This window comes from Verrucomicrobium sp. GAS474, assembly GCF_900105685.1.
GTDB lineage: Bacteria > Verrucomicrobiota > Verrucomicrobiia > Methylacidiphilales > GAS474 > GAS474.
The window spans coordinates 1,570,158-1,587,942 of the sequence record NZ_LT629781.1; the positions used below are offsets into that span (position 1 = coordinate 1,570,158).

Consider the following 17,785-nt stretch of genomic DNA (forward strand, 5'->3'; position numbering starts at 1 on the left):
TGATTTTCCCGAGGGAGGCGGACTACCCCTCGACGACGGCCTTCAACTGCGCGAGGCCTTTCTCGAACTGGTCGCCGCAGAGCTTGTCGCAGTTCAGGAAAAGGCCGACGACCTTCATGACGAAGGGGCTCGTCCCCGTCATCGTCCAGCGGACCTCGGTTCCCGCATTCGTGGGCTGGAAGGCGAACTCGGCGAGGTTCGTTCCCTTGAACGGCTTCTCGAAGTCGAGGCGGAAGGCGACCCGGGACGGAGCCTCGCTCGCGACGACGGTCATCCGGCCGACGCCCATCTTGTTGTTCCCCGACCACGCCATCGAGGCGCCGGTCCCGGCGGGGATCTCGTTGAAGACGACCTGGGCGTCGGGGTCGAGCTTCGCCCACGGGGACCACGGGTGCCAGCGGCGGAGTTCGTTCACCTCGGGGAAGATTTTCTCCGGGGGGGCGGCCATGACGAGGGAGCGGGTGACGCGGAATTCCGAGGGCCGCCGGGCGGCGACGGCGAGGACGATCGCGACGAAAAACAGGACGGCGGCGACGAAAATCATGGGAACAATTTCACCCTGTTCCGGTCCCGGGGTCGAGCCCGATTGCCGGGCCGGCCGCACGTCACCCGCCGAGCGGGCGATCGTAGGCCTCGACGTCGGCCTCCCGGAGCCGCTCCTCGGAGAGGGCGTAGAGATAGCGAGGGCCGTGCGGCAGGAGGCGGCGGTGGAGGTGGGGCGGGACGATGCGGAGGCTTTCCCAGGCGGCGGGCGCGTCGCAGCCGAAGAGGCCGGGGGGAGGCGTGCGGTGGGGGAAGTTCAGGCTGTCGAGGTGGTCGAAGGGGAGGCTCCGGAATTCGTTTTCGACGAGGGCGTAGAACTGGTCGGCCAGCGGTTGGGAACGGGTCGCGGCATGGAGGGCGCGGTTCTCTTCCTCGTAGGGGGGAAGCTGCATCGCCCGGGCCTGTTCCAGCCGCGCCATCGCGACCTCGCGGAGCGGGGCGGGGAGATGGAAGGGGGAGGGCTTGTTCCCGTAGCCCGCCCAGTGCCAGATGCGGATGCGGGCGTCGCCCTTGAAGGCCGCGTCGCCCTCGCGCCGCCACGGATGGAGGGACTCGTCGAGGTCGAGGTAGCCGATGTTGTGGTATTCCCCCTCCTCGCGGTCGGGGACGATGAGGTGGGGGAAGGCGTTCTGGAGGGCGAGGAGGCGGAGGGTGAATTGGTCGAAGAAATTCCCGACGAGGCGGGGGGCGCTGGAATAGATCGTCATCGCCCAGATGAGCCAGAAATCGGGGTTCGACGAGGCGACGATGCCCGAGTTCACCGAGGGGAGGCCCGCGTTGCCGTAGTTGAAGCTCGCCTTGTCCCGGGTGAGGAGGACGGCCGGTTCCCCGGCGCGCGCTTCAAGGAGGCGCGGGATCGGGGCGAGGATCAGGACGTCGGCGTCGAAGTAGACGACGCGGTCGAAGCAGAGGCCGAGGAAGTGGCCGACGAGGGTCCGCAGCGCCGAGATCTCCCCCGTGTGGGCGGCCCGCGGCTGGCGGGCGAAGAAGGGCCAGAATGATTCGTCGACGACGAAGAGGGGGATCTCGGGATGGGAGACCTTGAAGGTCGCCCGCAGGAGGCGGGCCTGGGTGACGGCCTCCTTGCCGTAGGCGATGGTGAAGGCGGCGACGTTCACTGGCGTTGGCCTCTTCCCCCGCCCGCCCTTTCCGCTAGATCAGCAGGAGGGAGGGGTTCTCGACGAGCGTGCGGAGTTCCTGGAGGAACTTCGCCCCGACGGCCCCGTCGACGACGCGGTGGTCGCACGAGAGGGTGAGGCTCTGGCGGCGTCCGACGACGATCTGGCCGTTCTTCACGACCGGCTTCTCGACGATGTTGCCGACGGCGAGGATCGCGGCCTGGGGCGGGTTGACGATCGCGGAGAAGCGGTCGATGCCGAACATGCCGAGGTTCGAGATGGTGAAGGTGCCGGTGGTGTACTCGGCGGGGGTCAGCTTCCCGTCCTTCGCCTTCACGGCGAGGCTCTTCGCCTCGTCGCTGATCGCCTTCAGGGTCTTGTCCTGCGCGTTGGCGATGACCGGGGTGATGAGGCCCTGCGGGATCGCGACGGCGAAGGCGAGCATGACGTTGGAATACTGGATGATCGAGTCGCCCGCGAAGGAGGCGTTGATCGCGGGGACGCGGCGGATCGCCTCGGCGGAGGCCTTCAGGATGAAGTCGTTCAGCGAGAGCTTGAAGGGCTTCGGAAGCTTCTCGAATCCGGCGTTGAGCGAGGTGCGGAGGTCAACGATCGGTCCGGCGTCGACTTCGATCTCGAGGTAGAAGTGGGGGATCGTCGTCTTGCTCTCCAGCAGGCGGCGGGCGATGGTCTGCCGCATGTTCGAGAGGGGGATCTTCTCCTCCTTGGCGATGGGGCCCGAGGGGAAGACGTCCCAGCCGCCGCTGCCGCCCTGGGGCGCGTTGACGACGTCGCGCTTCACGATGCGGCCGTCGGGGCCGGTGCCGGTGAGGCGGTTCAGGGTGACGCCGAGTTCGGCGGCGATCTTCTTGGCGAGGGGGGAGGCCTTCACGCGGCCCGTGGGGGCGTAGGCGGCGGCGGGCGCCGCGGCTGCCTTGGCCGCCGGAGCGGGCGACGCGGCGGGTGCGGGGGCGCTGGCGGCGGCAGGAGCCGCGGCCGTCGCCGGAGCCTTGGCGAGATGGGCGGCGTCGACCTTCTCGTCCTTCGTCGCGCCGATGAGGGCGATGCGGGTGTCGAGGGGGACCTTGTCGCCGGGAGCGGCGATGATCTTCACGAGGAAGCCGGTGTGGAACGACTCGAGCGGCATCGTCGCCTTGTCGGTCTCGACCTCGGCGATCGCCTCGCCTTCCTTGACGGCGTCGCCTTCCTTCTTCAGCCACTTGGCGAGGGTCCCCTCGGTCATCGAGGGGGAGAGGAGGGGCATCGTCACTTCCTTCAGCGTGGCGGGGAGGGCGACGGCCTTGGCGGGAGCGGCTTCGGCTTTCGCTTCGGCCTTGGCTTCGACTTTGGGGGCATCGGCCTTGGCGGGGGCGGATGCGGGGGCGTCGGAGACTTTCTCGTCCTTCGCCTTGCCGATGTAGCCGATGATGCCGTTGACGGCGACCTTCGCGCCCGGTTCGGCGGTGATCTTCACGAGGAAGCCGGAATCGAAGGCTTCGAGCGGCATCGTCGCCTTGTCGGTCTCGACCTCGGCGATCGCCTCGCCCTCCTTGACGGCGTCGCCTTCCTTCTTCAGCCATTTGACCAGCGTGCCCTCGGTCATCGAGGGGCTCAGGGAGGGCATCGTCACTTCTTTAGCCATAAATCAAAAACAGGTGGAGGGATCGGAATCGGGGAACGGGGAACGGGCGGAAAGGGGGAAACCGGAGAGGGCTCCGGTTATTTCATGACGTCGCGGACGGCGGCGAGGACGCGGGCCTCGTTCGGCATCACCTCGGCTTCGAGGCGTCCGTTGTAGGGCTGCGGGACGTTGAGGCCGGTGACGCGGGTGATCGGGGCGTCGAGCTCGTCGAAGAGCTGGCGCTGGACGTCGTAGGTGACCTGGGCGCCCCAGCCGCAGAACGGCTTGTTCTCCTCGACGATGACGAGGCGGTGGGTCTTGGAGACCGAGTTCGCGATCAGCTCGAAGTCGTAGGGCTTGATCGTGCGGAGGTCGATGACCTCGGCCTCGATGCCCTCTTTCGCCAGCGTCTCGGCGGCGGCGAGGGCGAGGTGGGTCGAGGCGCTGTTGGCGACGAGGGTGATGTCGCCGCCCGCGCGGCGGATCTTCCCCTTGCCGATGGGGACGAGGGTGTCGGTCTCGGCGTCGGGGACCTCGCCCTTGAAGCCGTAGAGCTTCTCGTTCTCGATGAAGCAGACGGGGTTGTTCGAGCGGATCGCGGCCTTCAGGAGGCCCTTCGCGTCGTCGGGGAAGGCGGGGGTGATGACGGTGAGCGCGGGGACGCTGCCGTACCAGTTCTCCGGGGTGTGGGAGTGGGTGGCCCCGACCTGGAGGCCGCCGCCCGAGGAGCCGCGGAAGACGATGGGGACGGAGAACTGGCCGCCCGACATGTAGCGGATCTGCCCGGCGTTGTTCACGATCTGGTCGTAGGCGACGAGGGAGAAGCTCCACGTCATGTACTCGACGATGGGGCGGAGGCCGAGGGTGGCCGCGCCGATGGCGAGGCCGGTGAAGCCCGCCTCGCTGATCGGGGTGTCGATGATCCGCTTCGGGCCGAATTTCTTCAGGAGGCCCTGGCTGACCTTGTAGGCGCCGTCGTATTCGGCGACTTCCTCGCCCATGAGGAGGACCCGCTCGTCGCGGGCCATTTCTTCGGCCATCGCCTGGTTGAGCGCCTCGCGCACAGTGATCGTTTGCATCGGAAGGAAGGGGAAGGCTTAGAAGTGATTGTAGTTCACCCGGGGGATCTCGGGGATCTGGTCCTCGGGGGCGAGGACGTCCTCGTAGAGGGTGTGGAGCTCGGGCTCCGGGCTCGCCTCGGCGAAGTCGTAGGAGGCCTGGACCTCGGCGCGGATCTTCTCGTCGAGGGCCTCGAACCACGCCTCGTCGGCGACCTTCTGCGCGATGAGCTTCGTTTTGTAGATGTGGATCGGGTCGTTCGCGAGGTGCTTCTCGAGCTCCTCCTTCGTCCGGTACTTGCCGGGGTCGGACATCGAGTGGCCGCGGTAGCGGTAGGTCTTGATCTCCATCAGGGTCGGCTGGCTCTCGGAGCGGGCGAGGGCGACGGCCTCGGCGGTCTTCGCGCGGACGTCGTCGATGTCCATGCCGTCCGCCGTGATCCCGGCCATGTCGTAGCCGTGGGCGCGGTTCACGAGGGGGAGGCCGGCCGAGGAACGGGCGAGGCTCGTCCCCATCGACCATTCGTTGTTCTCGATGATGTAGATGACGGGGAGCTTCCAGAGGGCGGCGAGGTTCAGCGCCTCGTGGAAGGGGCCCTGGTTCACCGCGCCGTCACCGAGGTAGCAGAGGGTGACGCCGCCGGTGCCCTGGTACTTCTGGGCGAAGGCGATGCCCGCGCCGAGGGGCGTCTGGCCGCCGACGATGCCGTGGCCGCCGTAGAAGTTCTTTTCCTTCGAGAAGAAGTGCATCGAGCCGCCCTTGCCGCGGGAGCAGCCGGTGGCCTTGCCGAAGAGCTCGGCCATGAGGGGGTTGATTTCCATGCCGCGCGCGATGGCGTGGCCGTGGTCGCGGTAGGCCGTGATGACGGCGTCGCGGGGTTCGAGGACCGAGATGGTGCCGACGCCGACGGCCTCCTGGCCGATGTAGAGGTGGCAGAAGCCCTTGACCTTCGACTGGGTGAAGGCCTGGCCCGCCTTCTCCTCGAAGCGACGGATGAGGAGCATCTGTCGGTAGAGATCGAGCTTCCCTTCAGGGGGGAGATCGAGCGATACGGGTTGCGCTACGGAGGGTGTTTTTACGCTTTTGGTTCCGGCGGCAGGCATAACGGAGCGACTATGGGGAAGTACCTGGGGCTTTTCAAGTACCTCCCGATCTCGGGATCATTTTTTCAGAAATTTACCGTCTTTCCACGGGGCGGCCGGTCCGGCATCGTGGCTACCGTCCTTTTTTCGCCGTAGCCCATTCCATGCTCCCCCTCCTCAAAACCGTCGTTCCCGGCCCTGAATCGCGCCGTTTGGCTGCCGAATTGGCTCAAAACGAGTCCCGGAACGTCACTTTCCTCTCGCCGGGATTTCCCGTCTTTTGGGACCGGGCCGAAGGGGCTTCCGTCTGGGACGCCGACGGGAACCGCTTCCTCGACCTCACCTCGGGCTTCGGCGTCGCCGGGCTCGGCTACGGGGAGAAGAGCCTCGTCGCCGCCGTCGCCGACCAGGCCGCGAAACTCCTTCACGGCATGGGCGACGTCCACCCGACGGCCCTCAAGGCCTGCCTCTGCGCCGAGCTTTCCCGCCTCACCTTCGAGGCGTGGGGCGCCGGTCCCGGCAAGGTCATCCTCGGCTGCACCGGGGCCGAGGCCGTCGAGGCGGCGTTGAAGACGGCGGCGCTGGCGACCGGGAAGCGGGGCGTCCTCGCCTTCCGCAACGGCTACCACGGCCTCGGCTACGGCGCGCTGACCGTCACCGGCTCCGACTTCTTCCGCGCCCCCTTCGCCGCCCAGCTCGCCGACTTCGCCCGCTTCGCCCCCTATCCCGGCCATGAGTTCGACGCGGTGACCTACGCGGCTTCCCTGGAAGAGGCGTTGACGCAGGCGGACCACCCCGTCGGCGCGATCCTCGTCGAGCCGATCCAGGGCCGGGGCGGGCAGAACATCCCGCCGAACTGGTTCCTGCCGCTCCTCCGGCGGCTCGCCGACCGGACGGGGGCGCTCCTGATCTTCGACGAGATCTTCACCGGCTGGTACCGGACCGGCCAGCGATTCGCCTGCGATTACGCGATGACCGTCCCCGACCTCGTCTGCCTCGGCAAGGCCCTTACCGGCGGCTTCCCCCTCTCCGCCTGCGTCGGCAAGGCGGCGGTGATCGACGCGTGGCCCCTCTCGACCGGCGAGGCGATCCACACCAGCACCTTCCTCGGCAACCCCCTCGGCTGCCGGATGGCCCTCGAATCGCTCCGCCTGCTCGAGGCCCCCGGCCTCGGCGACCTCGTCATGCGGAAGGGCGAAATCCTCCTTGCCGCCCTGCGCGACCTGGAGGCGAAAGACCTCGGCTTCGTCCGCGCCCGGGGCCGGGGCCTCATGGCCGGGATCGACGTCGTCGACCGGGCGGGCCGTCCCGATCCCGCCCGCGCCGGGGCGATCGTCGAGGGGATGCTGGCCGAAGGGGTGATCCTCCTTTCCGACGGGCCGGATCGGAACACCGTGGCGTTCACCCCGCCCTTCGTGATCGGCGAGGAGGCGTTGCGCTGGGCGGTGGGGCGGTTGGAGCGGTGGGGGGCGTAGGGGATCGCGGGGGGAATCCCTTATCCCAACGCCGCGAAGTGCGCGCGCATCGCCGGGGCGTCGATCTCCCGGCCCAGCAGCACGAGGCCGCGCGACGGGACCTCGATCTTGCCTGCCTTCCACACGATCGTCTCGGCCTGCTCGCCCGCTTTCTGGAAGAGCGCGACCTCTTCGGGCGCGTCGTCGAATGCGAGGAATCCTTTGGCGCGATAGATCTCCCCCGGAGCCGAGGCGAGGAGGGCGTCGAGTTTTTCCCGAGCGACGGGGGCGGGGAGGGGGAGGAAGAGGGTCGCCCCCGGGTGGCCCTGGACGGGGGGCGTGTGGCCGTGGGGATGATCGGGCTCGTGGCTGTGGTCGTGGCCGCAGCCGCAGAGGTGGAGCGCGCCGGGCGTAGGGGTCGGCGCGGGCCGGTGGGAGAGGGGTTCCTCGGGGAGGGTGATCGCGCCCCGCACGGCGTCGATCCGGGGGGCGGTCCGGTTCAGCCGGGCGATGTCCTCGTCGATCTTGGCGAGGGCCTTCGGGTTGGCGCGGTCGGCTTTGTTGACGACGAGGAGGGTGGCCCAGCGGAGCTGCTCGCGGGCGAGGGTCCGGTTCGTCCACCAGCCGGGATAGGCCGAGGCGTCGAGGACGTGGACGATGCGGCCGACCTCGATGCGGGCGACGAGGCGGGGGTCGGTGAGGCGGTCGAGGAGGTCGTCGGTCTCGGCCATCCCGGAGGCTTCGAGCCAGGCCTGGTCAAGGCCGGGATCGTCGGCGAGGTCGAGGAGGGTCTGCCCGAGCTGGGGGGAGCTGGTGCAGCAGACGCACCCGGCGGAGAGTTCCGCGAGGCGGGCGATTTTGGAGGTCGGCTCGCCTTCCGTTTCGGTGCGGGCCGCGGCATGGGAGAGGAGGGCGGCGTCGACGTTCACCTCGCCGAAATCGTTCACCACGATCGCCGTCCGGGCCCTCGGGAAGCCGGGGGCGGAGAGGAGGTGGCTGAGGACCGTCGTCTTGCCTCCGCCGAGGAAGCCGGTGAGGAGATGGACGACGAGGCGGCGGGCGGGCGGCATGCGGAGAGGATACCACCCCGCCGCCGTGATTCAATCACGGGCGGCGGGCACCGCCTGGGCAGGAGGGACGGGGACTAGGCCTTGCTGCCCGCGAGGCTGCGGCGGGAGGAACCGGCGATCGTGCCGCCGAAGCCGAGGGCCTGGGCGAGGCTCTGGGCGCAGGTGTATTCGACGATGGCCTGGTGCTCGGCCCGGAGGGACTGGAGGAGGCGCATCAGGCCGATGCTGAGCTGGCCCTTGCCGGACGCCGACTTCTTCTTCAGCGAGGTATACTGCTTCTTCAGGAGGACGGCGTTTTCGAGGCTCTGCTCGCGCTGGGCGAGGAAACCCTTGCGGAGCTCGGCATCGGCGGCGTTCTTGGCGAGGGTGGCCAAGGTCTCGGCCAATTGGCACTCGGCGAGGTAGAGGTCGTGGAGTTGGGCGATGTGGACTTTCGGGAGGGTGGCGGTGTGGCTCATGGGCTAAGAGACGCAGTCCCGATGCCAGCTTGCCAAATTAACTCTAACGGGCTGGTACCAAGCGGGTTAAGTTTTCACGTTCTCCCGCGGAATCCGTGCGAATTGCATGACGCCCGATGGGGTGGCTGCATTTTGCATGGAATTTCGGGGGGGAAACAAAAAACCCCTTCCGACGCCGGCGATGCCGGCGGGGAAGGGGTTTGGCGGGAGGGACGGTCTTTAGTAGGTCAGCTTGAACCCCGCATAGAAGGCCTGGCTGAGGGTCGGGTAGCCGGGGATTTCCTCGTAGTGGTTGTTGAGGAGGTTCTCGATCCGGCCGAAGACGGAGACGTTCGAGGTGATCTTCCACGTCGCGGCGAAGCGGGTGGAGAAGATGTTCTTCGGGTTGAACGTGGCGAAGGTCGCGGCGTCGGTGTCCTGCATCCCGTTGAGCCAGCTGCCGCCGAGGGCCAGGGTGACGTTCTCGGCGGGACGGCCCGTGACGTCGAACGAGGTCTCGTTGCGGGGGCGGCGCACCAGCCGGGCCATCGTGTCGGTGTTGATGGCGTCGAGGTAGGTGTAGGCGGCGGTGATGTCGAGTTCCTTGATCGGATGGATTCCGGTCGTGACCTCGACGCCCTGCGTCCGCGTGTGGCGGAGGTTGAGCGGGGTGGCGACGGGGGTGTAGATCAGGTTGTCGATCGAGTTCTCGAAGAACGTGCCGCCGACGGTCCACTTGCCGCCGAAGAAGGGCTGCTCCGCGCCCGCCTCCCAGCCGCGCGTCTGTTCGGGCTTCAGGTTGAAGTTCGGGATCTGGAAGCCGCCGTAGGTCAGGAAGTTCTGGTCCGAGGGGGCCGTCGTCGAGGTGCCGTAGGAACCGAGGAACTTCGTCTTCGTGGCGGGGACGACGTAGCTCGTCGCCGCGCGCCAGTTGAAGAAGTCGCCGTAGTCGGAGTAGCCGTCGAGGCTGACGCTCGGGACGAGGTGCCAGCCGGGGAGGGCCTCCCAGTCGACGCCGGTGTGGACGTTCTTGTTCGTCTGGTGGTTGTTGTAGGTGAGCGAGCGGAGCGAGTCGTCGTACTGCCACGTGGTCTTGTCCTCGAACTGGCCGCCCGCCGCGATGGAGAGGGTCTCGATCGGGGTGATCGTGTGGTTCCAGTCGACCTCGTTCGAGTTCACCTGCTGGCGGTTGTTGGCCGAGGGCTCGTTGTCGTTGGCCATCCGCTGCTGGCTGTGCTGGAAGGAGAGGGACTGGCTCCAGGCCTCGGTCGTCTTCCAGTCGAGCGTCGGGCTGACGCTCCAGGTCTCCCACTGCTGCCATTTCTTCAGGCTGGAGGAGGGGACCGATCCGGGGTTCTGGACGGTGGTGACGCGGTAGGCCGAGGCGAGGGAGAGGCGGACGTCGTCATAGGCCTGGTAGCCGAGGTTCGCCGTCGCGTTCTCGCGGTCGTAGTCGTTGTTCCGGCGCTGGTTCGAGGTCAGGAGGGAGGAGTAGGCGGCGCTGTAGTCGAACTTCCCCTGTGCGCCCCGGGCGGAGACGGTCTCGTGGAAGGTGTTGAAGCTCCCCGCCTCGACGGTGACGGCGTACTCGGGCTTCTTCATGCCCTGGCCGCTCTTCGTGATGATGTTGATGACGCCGCCGGCGGCGCTGTTCCCCTGGACGGCGGAAAGGGGGCCGCGGGCCACCTCGATCCGCTCGACGTTGTCGAGGGGGAGGTCGGTGATGTCGTACGCGCCGTCGAAGCCCTGGGGCAGGCGCTTCCCGTCGATCAGGACGAGGGTCTGGTTCGAGTTCATCCCGCGGATGAAGACGCCGGTGACCTGGCCGGGGGTGCCGGGGGTGGCGGTGCGGAGGCCGGGGACGTTCTGGAGGGCCTGGACGACGTTCTGGTAGCCGTTGTCCTCGATCTCCTTCGCCGAGATGACGGTGACGCTGGAGGAGGTCTGGCTGAGGGGCTCGGGAATCCGCGTCGCGGTGACGATGACGGGGTCGAGGTCGAGGTCGGTGGTGTCATCCGTCGCCGACGAGGCCGGGGCGGAGGAGGTGGCGGAAGTCGAGGACGAGGTCTTCGACGACGTGGAGGCGGCCTGGAGGGAGCCGAGGCCGGGGAGGGCGAGGGCGATGGCGAAGGCCAGCCCGCGAACGGAGATGCGCTGCATTGGGGATCCTTTCCTTGCTGGTGCGGCAAGAGATGAGGGTTGCGGAAACGGGTTCCCGGATCGGTCAGATGTTCGGACTCCGAGCTTCGGCGGGAGGATTCTCCCGTTGCCCGTTCCCCGGCCTTCACCAAGGCGCCTGAAATGGCAGGCGCCCCGATTGGCGATGTTCTCCCGGCCCGAAGAGGGGGCGGGGAGATGGGGGACAGGACTGGCTCGTTACCGCAGCGTCCACTGTGGCCGGTTTTCACGGCCTTCCCTGAATCGATGGGATGAAAGACTCTTCGCGGAAAGGGTTACATAGGCGGGAGGGCTGGAAGGGGGGGTTAAAGGGGAGGGACGATGCCGGAACGGGGGGGCGGGAGTCAATCCCCGCTTCGGGCTTTATCCGCCGGGGCCGGGGAGGCATTCTTTCGGCCATGCGCCTCGGCCTTCCTCTCGCCGCCCCGTTTCTCCTCGTCGTCGGGATCGTGTGGTGCGTTGCCGCCGTCGCGGTCGGCTCCCCGGTCCGGCCCGCCGTGGCGGTCGCGTGCTTCGCGGGGTTGCTGTTTCGGGAGCGATGGGTGCCGGGCCTTGCCTTCGCGATCCTGGCTGCCAATCAGGCGTGGGCGATCTCCCGCGCCGTCGATCCGGGGGTCTCTTTCCTCATGGAATGGGGCGATTTGGCGTGCGTTCTCCTCGCGGTTTTCCTGGGCCGCCATCTCCGGCGGGAGCCGTCATGGTGGAAGATCGTCGGCGGGATTGCGCTGCTGAGCGTGGTGCCGGGGGGGGAGTGGAGGCCGGTCTGCTGGGGGTCGGTCGGTGCCGATATGGCCTATACGATCTTGGCGTTGATTTTTCTGGCCTTTGCGCTTCGGGCTGGGAAGCGGGCTGTAGGGTGAAGGGAGCGCGGGGGAGGGGCAGCCCTTCGGGACCGGGTACATCTCCCTGTACAGCTGGACGAGCCATGGGAAGGAGCATCCAAGGATGCAGGCCCATCTCCTCGGTGCTGAACCCCTGAAGATATCTCTCCCATACGTTTCCCTCCCGCTGGGAGTCTGGGCGTATGGGTACCGCTTCCCCTTCAGTACGTACCCTCGGACGCTCGGGAAGCAGCCGATTTTAATCCAGTTCGGAGACGAGGCGCCGCCCAAACGCGTCCGCCTAGCTCAGGCCCTCCGAAGGGGAGGTTCGAGGAGGGGCGGAGCCCCTCTTGGGCTATAAAGCGGATCGCCTCCAGCTGTACAGCGTCGACCCCGCCAGCCCCAAAGGGCGCTCCCCAACCCCCTACCCAATCTTAAACACCACCACCCCACCATCCTCGCACCCCGCCGCGAGGAGTGATCCATCCGGCTTCCACGCGAGCGTGGATGCAGGGCTCTCCGGCAGGGCGCGGATGCCCGCCGGGTTCTCGTCGCCGATGCGCCAGAGGAAGAGGAGGTGTTCCTTGCCGACGGAGGCGATGCGGTTCGGATCGGTCGGGTGGGCGGCGATGGCGGTGACGTTTTCGGAGTGGCCCATCCACTCGATCGGGGCGCTCCCCTCGGGGCCTTCCCCGTCGAAGCTCCAGCAGACGACGTTGGGGCCGCCGCCGGTGCTCAGGTGCTTGCCGTCGGCGTGCCAGGCCAGTTCGCGGACCTTGCCGGGGTAGCCGCCCATGCGGAGGGTGTGCTCGGTGCCGACGCGCCAGACCTGCATCGAGCCGTCGCCCGTTCCGGCGGCGATCCACTCGCCGTGGAGGTCCCAGGCGGCGGCGAGGACGGAGGTCGACCATTCGGCCCCGGTGACGGCTTCGTCGTTGCCCGGTTCCCAGACCTGGACGCCGCCGTAGCCGGCGACGAGGAGGCGGTGGGCGTCGAGGTCGGGCTCCCAGGCGATCGAGGCGACGGTCGCCTTGCCCTCGCCGGTCTTGCCCTTGGCCTCGCCCGCGGCGTTCCAGAAGGTGACGCTCTTCCCGGCGGCGACGGCGAGGTAGGCGCCGTCGAACGACCACGCGCCCTGCTCGACCCATTTTTTCTTCGGATCGGGGGTCCACTCGCGGAGGGGCGACCCCTTCGCCGCGTCCCAGAGGCGGACGACGCCGTCCTGGCCGCCGGTGGCGAGGATCGGGTCGCGCGGGTGCCAGGCGAGCCAGAGGATGCTGTCGCTGTGGGCGGCGGGCTTGTGCCAGCGGGGTTTCCCGGTGACGCCGTCGAGGACGACGAGTTCCCCGCCGAGGGTGGCGGCGGCGACGGTGTGGCCGTGGGGGGCCCAGGCGAGGGCGTGGATGAATTCGCCGCCCTGCCACTTCCAGAAGGGAGGGCGGGCCTTGGCGAGCTTGACGAGGGCGGCGGAGGGTTCCATGGCGCGGGGTCGCGGGGGAATTAGGCGGCGCAGGCGCGGACGCCCGCGTTCAGCGCGGCGCGGTCGAGGTTCTTCCCGATGAAGACGAGGCGGCTGCGCCGCTCCTTGTCGCCCCACGGGCGTCCGGGCCGTCCGTCGAGGAGCATGTGGACGCCCTGGAAGACGAATTCCTTCTCCTGCCCGACGAGGGCGACGATCCCCTTGAAGCGGTACAGATCGGCCCCCTTGTTCTTCAGGAGGTCGCCGATCCATTTCTCGAACGGCTCGAGCTTCAGCTCGCCCGGGAGGTCGATGCCGACGGAGGAGACGCCTTCCTCGTGCTCGTGGCCCATCTCGCCGTGGCCGGTGCCGGGGGCGTGCGTATGGCTGTGTCCGTGCTCGTCGCAATCGGCACCCCCGCCGAAGCCGTGGCCTTCGGAATGGGGGATAACCTTCCCCTTCTTTTCCAGGCGAAAGCCGGTTTCGTCCGGCGTGAATTCGGTGAAGAGGGCGTAGCCGCCCATGTCGGGAATCTTCACGGAGAAGACGACTTCGCCCTCGCCATCGCCTGAAAGATCGAGCCGGAGCGGGACCTCGGCGGGCGTGATCGGGGCCTTGCCGCCGGGGGCGACGTTGCGAGAGGCTTTGCCGAAGATCTCTTCCGCCGTGTGCTCGGCGATGTGGAGGCCCTTGTGGCTGACGTGGGCGTTGGGGAAGAGGGCGACGGTCTGCGCGGCCTTCGTTCCCGCCTTGAAATGGAGCGTGTACTCGCCCGAGTCGAGCCGCCAGAGGCCGCCCCAGGTGAAGGGGGCCTTCTCCTCGGGCAGGAGACGGGGATCGACGTCGAGGGCCTTGTCGAGGTCGAACGCGCCGACGCCGATCACCTTGTCGATGGCGATGTCGGAGTTCTGGGTCCGGTGGATCACGGCGAGGCGGTTGATGAGGCGGATCCGCTTTTCGACCTCGTCGGCCTCGGCGGGGGTGACGAGGTCGATCTTGTTGAGCAGGACGATGTCGGCGAAGGCGATCTGCTTCCGGCATTCCTCGCTCGAGTCGATGTGGAGGAGGAGGTGCTTCGCGTCGACGACGGTGACGACGGCGTCGACCCGGAGCTGGGATTTCATTTCGTCGTCCATGAAGAAGGTCTGGATCACCGGGCCGGGATCGGCGAGGCCGGTCGTCTCGATGAGGACCGAGTCGAACTTCTGCTTCCGCTTCAGGAGGGTGCCGAGGACCCGGATGAGGTCGCCCCGGACGGTGCAGCAGAGGCAGCCGTTGTTCATCTCGAAGACCTCCTCGTCGCTCTGGACGACGAGGTCGTGGTCGATCCCGATCTCGCCGTACTCGTTCTCGATCACGGCGATCTTCTTCCCGTGGTTCTCGGTGAGGATCCGGTTGAGAAGGGTCGTCTTCCCGGAGCCGAGGAATCCGGTGATCAGGGTGACGGGAATGGCGGGAGGGGGGACGGGAGCCTGCGACATAGGGAGAGGAAGATAAGCGCAATCGGTTTGCGCCACAAGCCCGACCGGGTTCCCTGGAGTGAGCGCATCAGAAGTTACTTATTTATTAACCAGTTAGAACCAAAATGAGCGGGGCAAAAACGCTTTGCGTTCAACTGAATGGCATGCATTGTGCTTCGCTTCAAATTGAAACAAACCAGAAACACGATTCATAAACCCCATGAGCTATTCCGCCACCTTGGATGAGCAGAAAACCGGTTCCTCCGGCTCCCGCCAGGAACAGATCGTCGAACTCTCCCGCCGCGTCGCCGACATCGCCGACAAGAAGATCGGCTCGATCAACAAAGTGACGCAGGAAACGAAGATCCTCGCCCTCAACGCCCTCATCGAGGCCGCCCGCGCCGGACAGGCCGGGAAGGGCTTCGCCGTCGTCGCCGACCAGGTGCAGAAGGTCTCCGAGCGGGTCGCGAAGCTCGCCTCGGAACTCTCCATCGAGCTCGCCGGGTCGATCGGGAACATGACGGTCTTCGGCGAGCAGATGATCGAGGCGATCCAGCTCGCGAAGGGCGAGCGGGCCGTCGACCTCGCGCTGAACGCCATCGAGATCATCGACCGCAACCTTTACGAACGCTCCTGCGACGTCCGCTGGTGGGCGACCGACGCCGCCGCCGTCGACGTCCTCCAGGCCGACCACCCGACCGATCCCGAACGCCGCCGCGGCGCGGCCCACAACGAGACCCTCTCCGCCCACGCCACGAAGCGCCTCCGCGTCATCCTGAACAGCTACACGGTCTACATGGACCTCTGGATCGCGAACACCCACGGCGTCGTCATCGCCAACGGGCGGCCGGACCTCTATCCCGGCGTCGTCGGGACGAACGTGGCCCACACCGAATGGTTCCGCGCCGGGATGGCGACGAAATCGGGCGACGACTTCGCCGCCGTCGACATCGCCGCGGAGCCCCTCCTCGGCGGCAAGACGAGCGCCGTCTACTGCACCGCCGTCCGCGAGGGGGGCATCTCCAACGCCAAGGCCATCGGCGTCCTCGGCATCTTCTTCGACTGGGGCCCCCAGGCCGACGCCGTCGTGAAGGGCATCCGCCTCACCGAGGACGAGAAGCCCCGCACCCGCTGCCTCCTCCTCAACGCGAAGGGCCGCGTGATCGCCTCCTCCGACGGCAAGGGCGTCCTCACCGAGACCTTCCCGCTGAAGCCCGACGGCCAGGACAAGGGCTTTTACTCCCTCTCCGACGGGACCCTCGTCGCGTTCTCGAAGACGCCGGGGTATGAGACTTACAAGGGGATGGGGTGGTACGGGGTTGTGGTGCAGCGGTCGGAATAGGGGGGGCGGCCCTTCGGGGCTGGCGGGGTCGACCCTGTACAGCTGGAGGCGATCCGCTTTATAGCCCAAGAGGGGCTTCGCCCCTCCTGGAACCTCCTGTTCTGAGGGCCTGAACTAGGCGGATGCGCTTTGGCGGCGCCTTGTCTCCGAACTGGATTAAAATCGGATGGTTCCCTGAGCGTCCGAGGGTACGGAGTGTGGGGGGAGACGGGGCCAAGACGCCTAGACTCCTATTGGGAGATAGGCCTTTTGGGTCGCGCTTTATCTACGGCTATGGGGCTGCCCCTCCCCTCGGACTTTCCAAAGGGCATGAACAGGCTCTAGCCTTGATGCATGAGTCTGTGGCGTTTCGATCAAGTCCCCAATGCGGCAACCCTCACGACCCGGCAGGTCCTGGAGGAGAAGAAGCCGATCCTCGTCGCCGTCCATTACGCGAGCGACCATAGCTGGGCGTTCCTCTGCGGCACGACGGACGACGAAAAGGATGCCCGCGTGATCCGCCTGGGGGAGGCCCATCTCCTCGACCCGACGATCGCCGGGATCTCGACCCTCCCGCCCGGCCACCGCGCCTACCGCTCCCTCGTCGGGGGGCCGTGGACGAAGGAAAAGATCGAGGACTAAGGGGCCAGGGAGTCGGAAGGACGCCGCTTCGGCTCCTCAAATCCAATACGACCGCAGCGTATCGAGCACCTCGCCCTCCTTCAGCCCGAGGAAGCGGGCCTCGGTTGCGAAGTGTTCGGCCTCGTTGCTGAGGAAGGCGCTGCGGAGCATCGGGGAGGAGGGGGGGACGCCCTTGATCGTCGTCCCCATTCCTTCCTGGATTTCGAGGATCCCCTCGGCCATCAGCGAGGAGATGACCTGGAAGGCGATCTTCGCCGGGATGTGGAGCTCCTCGCTGAGCTGGTGGACGGTGGGGAACGCCTCGCCCGACCGGATCTTCCCGGCCAGCAACGCTTTCTTGATCTCGAGGATGATCTTCTTCCCGAAGACGCCTTTCGACGTCCCTTTCTCGGCAAAGAAGCCGAAACGGATCGCCTCGATCAAATCGGTCGATGATTCGCTCATGGAGCGTGGGGTGGGGCGGTCCCCCCCGGGCCGGCCTCCGGCCTGAGCGTAGCCCTCTCCGGTGCCGAAGGCGAGAAAACGTTCGGGTTTCGGACGATTCGGCGGGATGGGGGGAGGCTTGTCCTTTGGGCGGGACGGGGATAGATTGTCACTCTTTTCATGCACGCGCCCGACCCCCTTCCCGGCCTCACCGACGCCCTCCTCGACTCGTATGCCGAGTGCGGCGGGATCAACCATATCGACGGGATCAACCTCCCGTCGAAGGACGCCGTCGCCGCGCTGACCGAGGAATTCCTCCACCTCCTCTTCCCGGGCTTCTACGCGGGCCGCCCGATCTGCGGGAAGGAGATGCCCGGCCTCGTCCTGGAGACGTTGCAGGAACTCCGCCCGAAGCTGATCGACGAGATCGCCAAGAGCCTCGACTTCGCTCCCGTCCCCGGGCTGGAGCAGTCGGCCCAGGCCGTGGCCGACGAGTTCCTCTCCGCCCTCGTCCCGATCCGCAACATCCTCCAGACCGACGTCGAGGCCGCCCATGCGGGCGATCCGGCGGCGGCGGGGACCGAGGAGGTCATCCTCTCCTATCCCGGCATCGAGGCGATCGCCGTCTACCGGCTCGCCCATTTCCTCTACCGGAAGAAGATCGCCCTCCTCCCCCGGATGATGACGGAATGGGCGCACTCCCGCACCGGGATCGACATCCATCCGGGCGCGACGATCGGCTCCCATTTCTTCATCGATCACGGCACCGGCGTCGTCATCGGGGAGACCTGCACCATCGGCCGGAACGTGAAGATCTACCATGGCGTCACCCTCGGGGCCCGCTCCACCTACGGCGGGCAGAGCCTGCGCGGGCAGAAGCGCCACCCGACGATCGAGGACGACGTCACCCTCTATCCGGGCGCGACGATCCTCGGCGGGACGACGGTGATCGGTGCCCGCGCCGTGATCGGGGGCAACGTCTGGCTGCTGAACTCGGTCCCGCCCGATTGCACTGTCACGATGGAGGAGCAGCAGGTCCAGATCCGCTCCCGCATCAAGAGCGAGACGGCCAACTGGGAAATCTAGCGAAGGGCGCG

At 67.3% G+C, this 17,785-nt stretch carries 16 protein-coding genes; 5 read left to right on the forward strand and 11 right to left on the reverse strand.

What is annotated here, in order from left to right; genetic code table 11:
• Window positions 1-22: 22 nt before the first annotated feature.
• From BLU04_RS06500 to pdhA, 5 genes are all read right to left on the reverse strand, one after another.
• A complete protein-coding gene (locus BLU04_RS06500) occupies window positions 23-544 on the reverse strand; it encodes an SRPBCC family protein (RefSeq protein WP_093283710.1) in 522 nt (173 codons plus the stop codon).
• Window positions 545-605: 61 nt separating this feature from the next.
• Window positions 606-1,661 (reverse strand): hypothetical protein, encoded by a 1,056-nt coding sequence (locus BLU04_RS06505; RefSeq protein WP_093283713.1) that lies wholly within the window; start codon window positions 1,659-1,661, stop codon window positions 606-608.
• Window positions 1,662-1,695: 34 nt separating this feature from the next.
• A complete protein-coding gene (locus tag BLU04_RS06510) occupies window positions 1,696-3,303 on the reverse strand; it encodes a pyruvate dehydrogenase complex dihydrolipoamide acetyltransferase (protein ID WP_093283715.1) in 1,608 nt (535 codons plus the stop codon).
• Window positions 3,304-3,380: 77 nt separating this feature from the next.
• Window positions 3,381-4,361, reverse strand: coding sequence for a pyruvate dehydrogenase complex E1 component subunit beta (locus BLU04_RS06515; protein WP_093283718.1), 981 nt, complete (start codon window positions 4,359-4,361; stop codon window positions 3,381-3,383).
• A gap of 18 nt (window positions 4,362-4,379) precedes the next feature.
• Window positions 4,380-5,444 carry a pyruvate dehydrogenase (acetyl-transferring) E1 component subunit alpha gene (pdhA, locus tag BLU04_RS06520; RefSeq protein WP_093283720.1) on the reverse strand — a complete coding sequence of 355 codons (1,065 nt, stop codon included), beginning with the start codon at window positions 5,442-5,444 and terminating at the stop codon, window positions 4,380-4,382.
• Window positions 5,445-5,587: 143 nt separating this feature from the next.
• Here pdhA and BLU04_RS06525 point away from each other — a divergent pair, with 143 nt between their 5' ends.
• Window positions 5,588-6,898 (forward strand): aspartate aminotransferase family protein, encoded by a 1,311-nt coding sequence (locus BLU04_RS06525; RefSeq protein WP_093283723.1) that lies wholly within the window; start codon window positions 5,588-5,590, stop codon window positions 6,896-6,898.
• Window positions 6,899-6,918: 20 nt separating this feature from the next.
• Here BLU04_RS06525 and BLU04_RS06530 read toward each other — a convergent pair whose 3' ends face one another.
• From BLU04_RS06530 to BLU04_RS06540, 3 genes are all read right to left on the reverse strand, one after another.
• Window positions 6,919-7,947, reverse strand: coding sequence for a GTP-binding protein (locus tag BLU04_RS06530; protein WP_093283725.1), 1,029 nt, complete (start codon window positions 7,945-7,947; stop codon window positions 6,919-6,921).
• A gap of 74 nt (window positions 7,948-8,021) precedes the next feature.
• Window positions 8,022-8,405, reverse strand: coding sequence for a DUF892 family protein (locus BLU04_RS06535; RefSeq protein WP_093283727.1), 384 nt, complete (start codon window positions 8,403-8,405; stop codon window positions 8,022-8,024).
• A 219-nt stretch (window positions 8,406-8,624) separates the two neighbouring features.
• Window positions 8,625-10,544: a TonB-dependent receptor plug domain-containing protein gene (locus BLU04_RS06540; protein WP_093283729.1), complete on the reverse strand. Its 1,920-nt coding sequence runs from the start codon at window positions 10,542-10,544 to the stop codon at window positions 8,625-8,627.
• A 416-nt stretch (window positions 10,545-10,960) separates the two neighbouring features.
• Between BLU04_RS06540 and BLU04_RS06545 the strand changes: the two genes are divergently transcribed.
• Window positions 10,961-11,422, forward strand: a complete 462-nt coding sequence (locus BLU04_RS06545; protein ID WP_157895168.1) for a hypothetical protein — start codon at window positions 10,961-10,963, stop codon at window positions 11,420-11,422.
• 385 nt (window positions 11,423-11,807) lie between these two features.
• Here the strand turns inward: BLU04_RS06545 and BLU04_RS06550 are convergent, their stop codons facing one another.
• Window positions 11,808-12,863, reverse strand: coding sequence for a WD40 repeat domain-containing protein (locus BLU04_RS06550; protein ID WP_093283734.1), 1,056 nt, complete (start codon window positions 12,861-12,863; stop codon window positions 11,808-11,810).
• Window positions 12,864-12,883: 20 nt separating this feature from the next.
• Window positions 12,884-14,323: a GTP-binding protein gene (locus BLU04_RS06555; RefSeq protein ID WP_093283737.1), complete on the reverse strand. Its 1,440-nt coding sequence runs from the start codon at window positions 14,321-14,323 to the stop codon at window positions 12,884-12,886.
• Window positions 14,324-14,522: 199 nt separating this feature from the next.
• Here BLU04_RS06555 and BLU04_RS17155 point away from each other — a divergent pair, with 199 nt between their 5' ends.
• Both BLU04_RS17155 and BLU04_RS06565 read left to right on the forward strand, forming a co-directional pair.
• Window positions 14,523-15,644, forward strand: coding sequence for a methyl-accepting chemotaxis protein (locus BLU04_RS17155; RefSeq protein ID WP_093283739.1), 1,122 nt, complete (start codon window positions 14,523-14,525; stop codon window positions 15,642-15,644).
• A 333-nt stretch (window positions 15,645-15,977) separates the two neighbouring features.
• Complete coding sequence (locus BLU04_RS06565) at window positions 15,978-16,265, forward strand: hypothetical protein (protein WP_093283742.1); 288 nt, start codon at window positions 15,978-15,980, stop codon at window positions 16,263-16,265.
• A 36-nt stretch (window positions 16,266-16,301) separates the two neighbouring features.
• On the opposite strand, the gene BLU04_RS16340 is transcribed toward BLU04_RS06565, so the two are convergent.
• Complete coding sequence (locus tag BLU04_RS16340; RefSeq protein WP_157895169.1) at window positions 16,302-16,709, reverse strand: GntR family transcriptional regulator; 408 nt, start codon at window positions 16,707-16,709, stop codon at window positions 16,302-16,304.
• Window positions 16,710-16,868: 159 nt separating this feature from the next.
• On the opposite strand from BLU04_RS16340, the gene epsC reads away from it, so the two are divergent.
• The gene (gene epsC, locus BLU04_RS06575; protein ID WP_093283745.1) at window positions 16,869-17,774 is read left to right on the forward strand and encodes a serine O-acetyltransferase EpsC; all 906 of its coding nucleotides are present in this window, start codon (window positions 16,869-16,871) and stop codon (window positions 17,772-17,774) included.
• Window positions 17,775-17,785: the final 11 nt, after the last annotated feature.

What these genes read in the sequence shown, in the direction of transcription:
- BLU04_RS06500 (WP_093283710.1), bottom strand. Translation starts at nt 544, where the DNA reads ATGATTTTCGTCGCCGCCGTCCTGTTTTTCGTCGCGATCGTCCTCGCC.
- BLU04_RS06510 (WP_093283715.1), bottom strand. Translation starts at nt 3,303, where the DNA reads ATGGCTAAAGAAGTGACGATGCCCTCCCTGAGCCCCTCGATGACCGAG.
- BLU04_RS06515 (WP_093283718.1), bottom strand. Translation starts at nt 4,361, where the DNA reads ATGCAAACGATCACTGTGCGCGAGGCGCTCAACCAGGCGATGGCCGAA.
- pdhA (WP_093283720.1), bottom strand. Translation starts at nt 5,444, where the DNA reads ATGCCTGCCGCCGGAACCAAAAGCGTAAAAACACCCTCCGTAGCGCAA.
- BLU04_RS06525 (WP_093283723.1), top strand. Translation starts at nt 5,588, where the DNA reads ATGCTCCCCCTCCTCAAAACCGTCGTTCCCGGCCCTGAATCGCGCCGT.
- BLU04_RS06530 (WP_093283725.1), bottom strand. Translation starts at nt 7,947, where the DNA reads ATGCCGCCCGCCCGCCGCCTCGTCGTCCATCTCCTCACCGGCTTCCTC.
- BLU04_RS06535 (WP_093283727.1), bottom strand. Translation starts at nt 8,405, where the DNA reads ATGAGCCACACCGCCACCCTCCCGAAAGTCCACATCGCCCAACTCCAC.
- BLU04_RS06540 (WP_093283729.1), bottom strand. Translation starts at nt 10,544, where the DNA reads ATGCAGCGCATCTCCGTTCGCGGGCTGGCCTTCGCCATCGCCCTCGCC.
- BLU04_RS06545 (WP_157895168.1), top strand. Translation starts at nt 10,961, where the DNA reads ATGCGCCTCGGCCTTCCTCTCGCCGCCCCGTTTCTCCTCGTCGTCGGG.
- BLU04_RS06550 (WP_093283734.1), bottom strand. Translation starts at nt 12,863, where the DNA reads ATGGAACCCTCCGCCGCCCTCGTCAAGCTCGCCAAGGCCCGCCCTCCC.
- BLU04_RS06555 (WP_093283737.1), bottom strand. Translation starts at nt 14,323, where the DNA reads ATGTCGCAGGCTCCCGTCCCCCCTCCCGCCATTCCCGTCACCCTGATC.
- BLU04_RS17155 (WP_093283739.1), top strand. Translation starts at nt 14,523, where the DNA reads ATGAGCTATTCCGCCACCTTGGATGAGCAGAAAACCGGTTCCTCCGGC.
- BLU04_RS06565 (WP_093283742.1), top strand. Translation starts at nt 15,978, where the DNA reads ATGAGTCTGTGGCGTTTCGATCAAGTCCCCAATGCGGCAACCCTCACG.
- BLU04_RS16340 (WP_157895169.1), bottom strand. Translation starts at nt 16,709, where the DNA reads ATGAGCGAATCATCGACCGATTTGATCGAGGCGATCCGTTTCGGCTTC.
- epsC (WP_093283745.1), top strand. Translation starts at nt 16,869, where the DNA reads ATGCACGCGCCCGACCCCCTTCCCGGCCTCACCGACGCCCTCCTCGAC.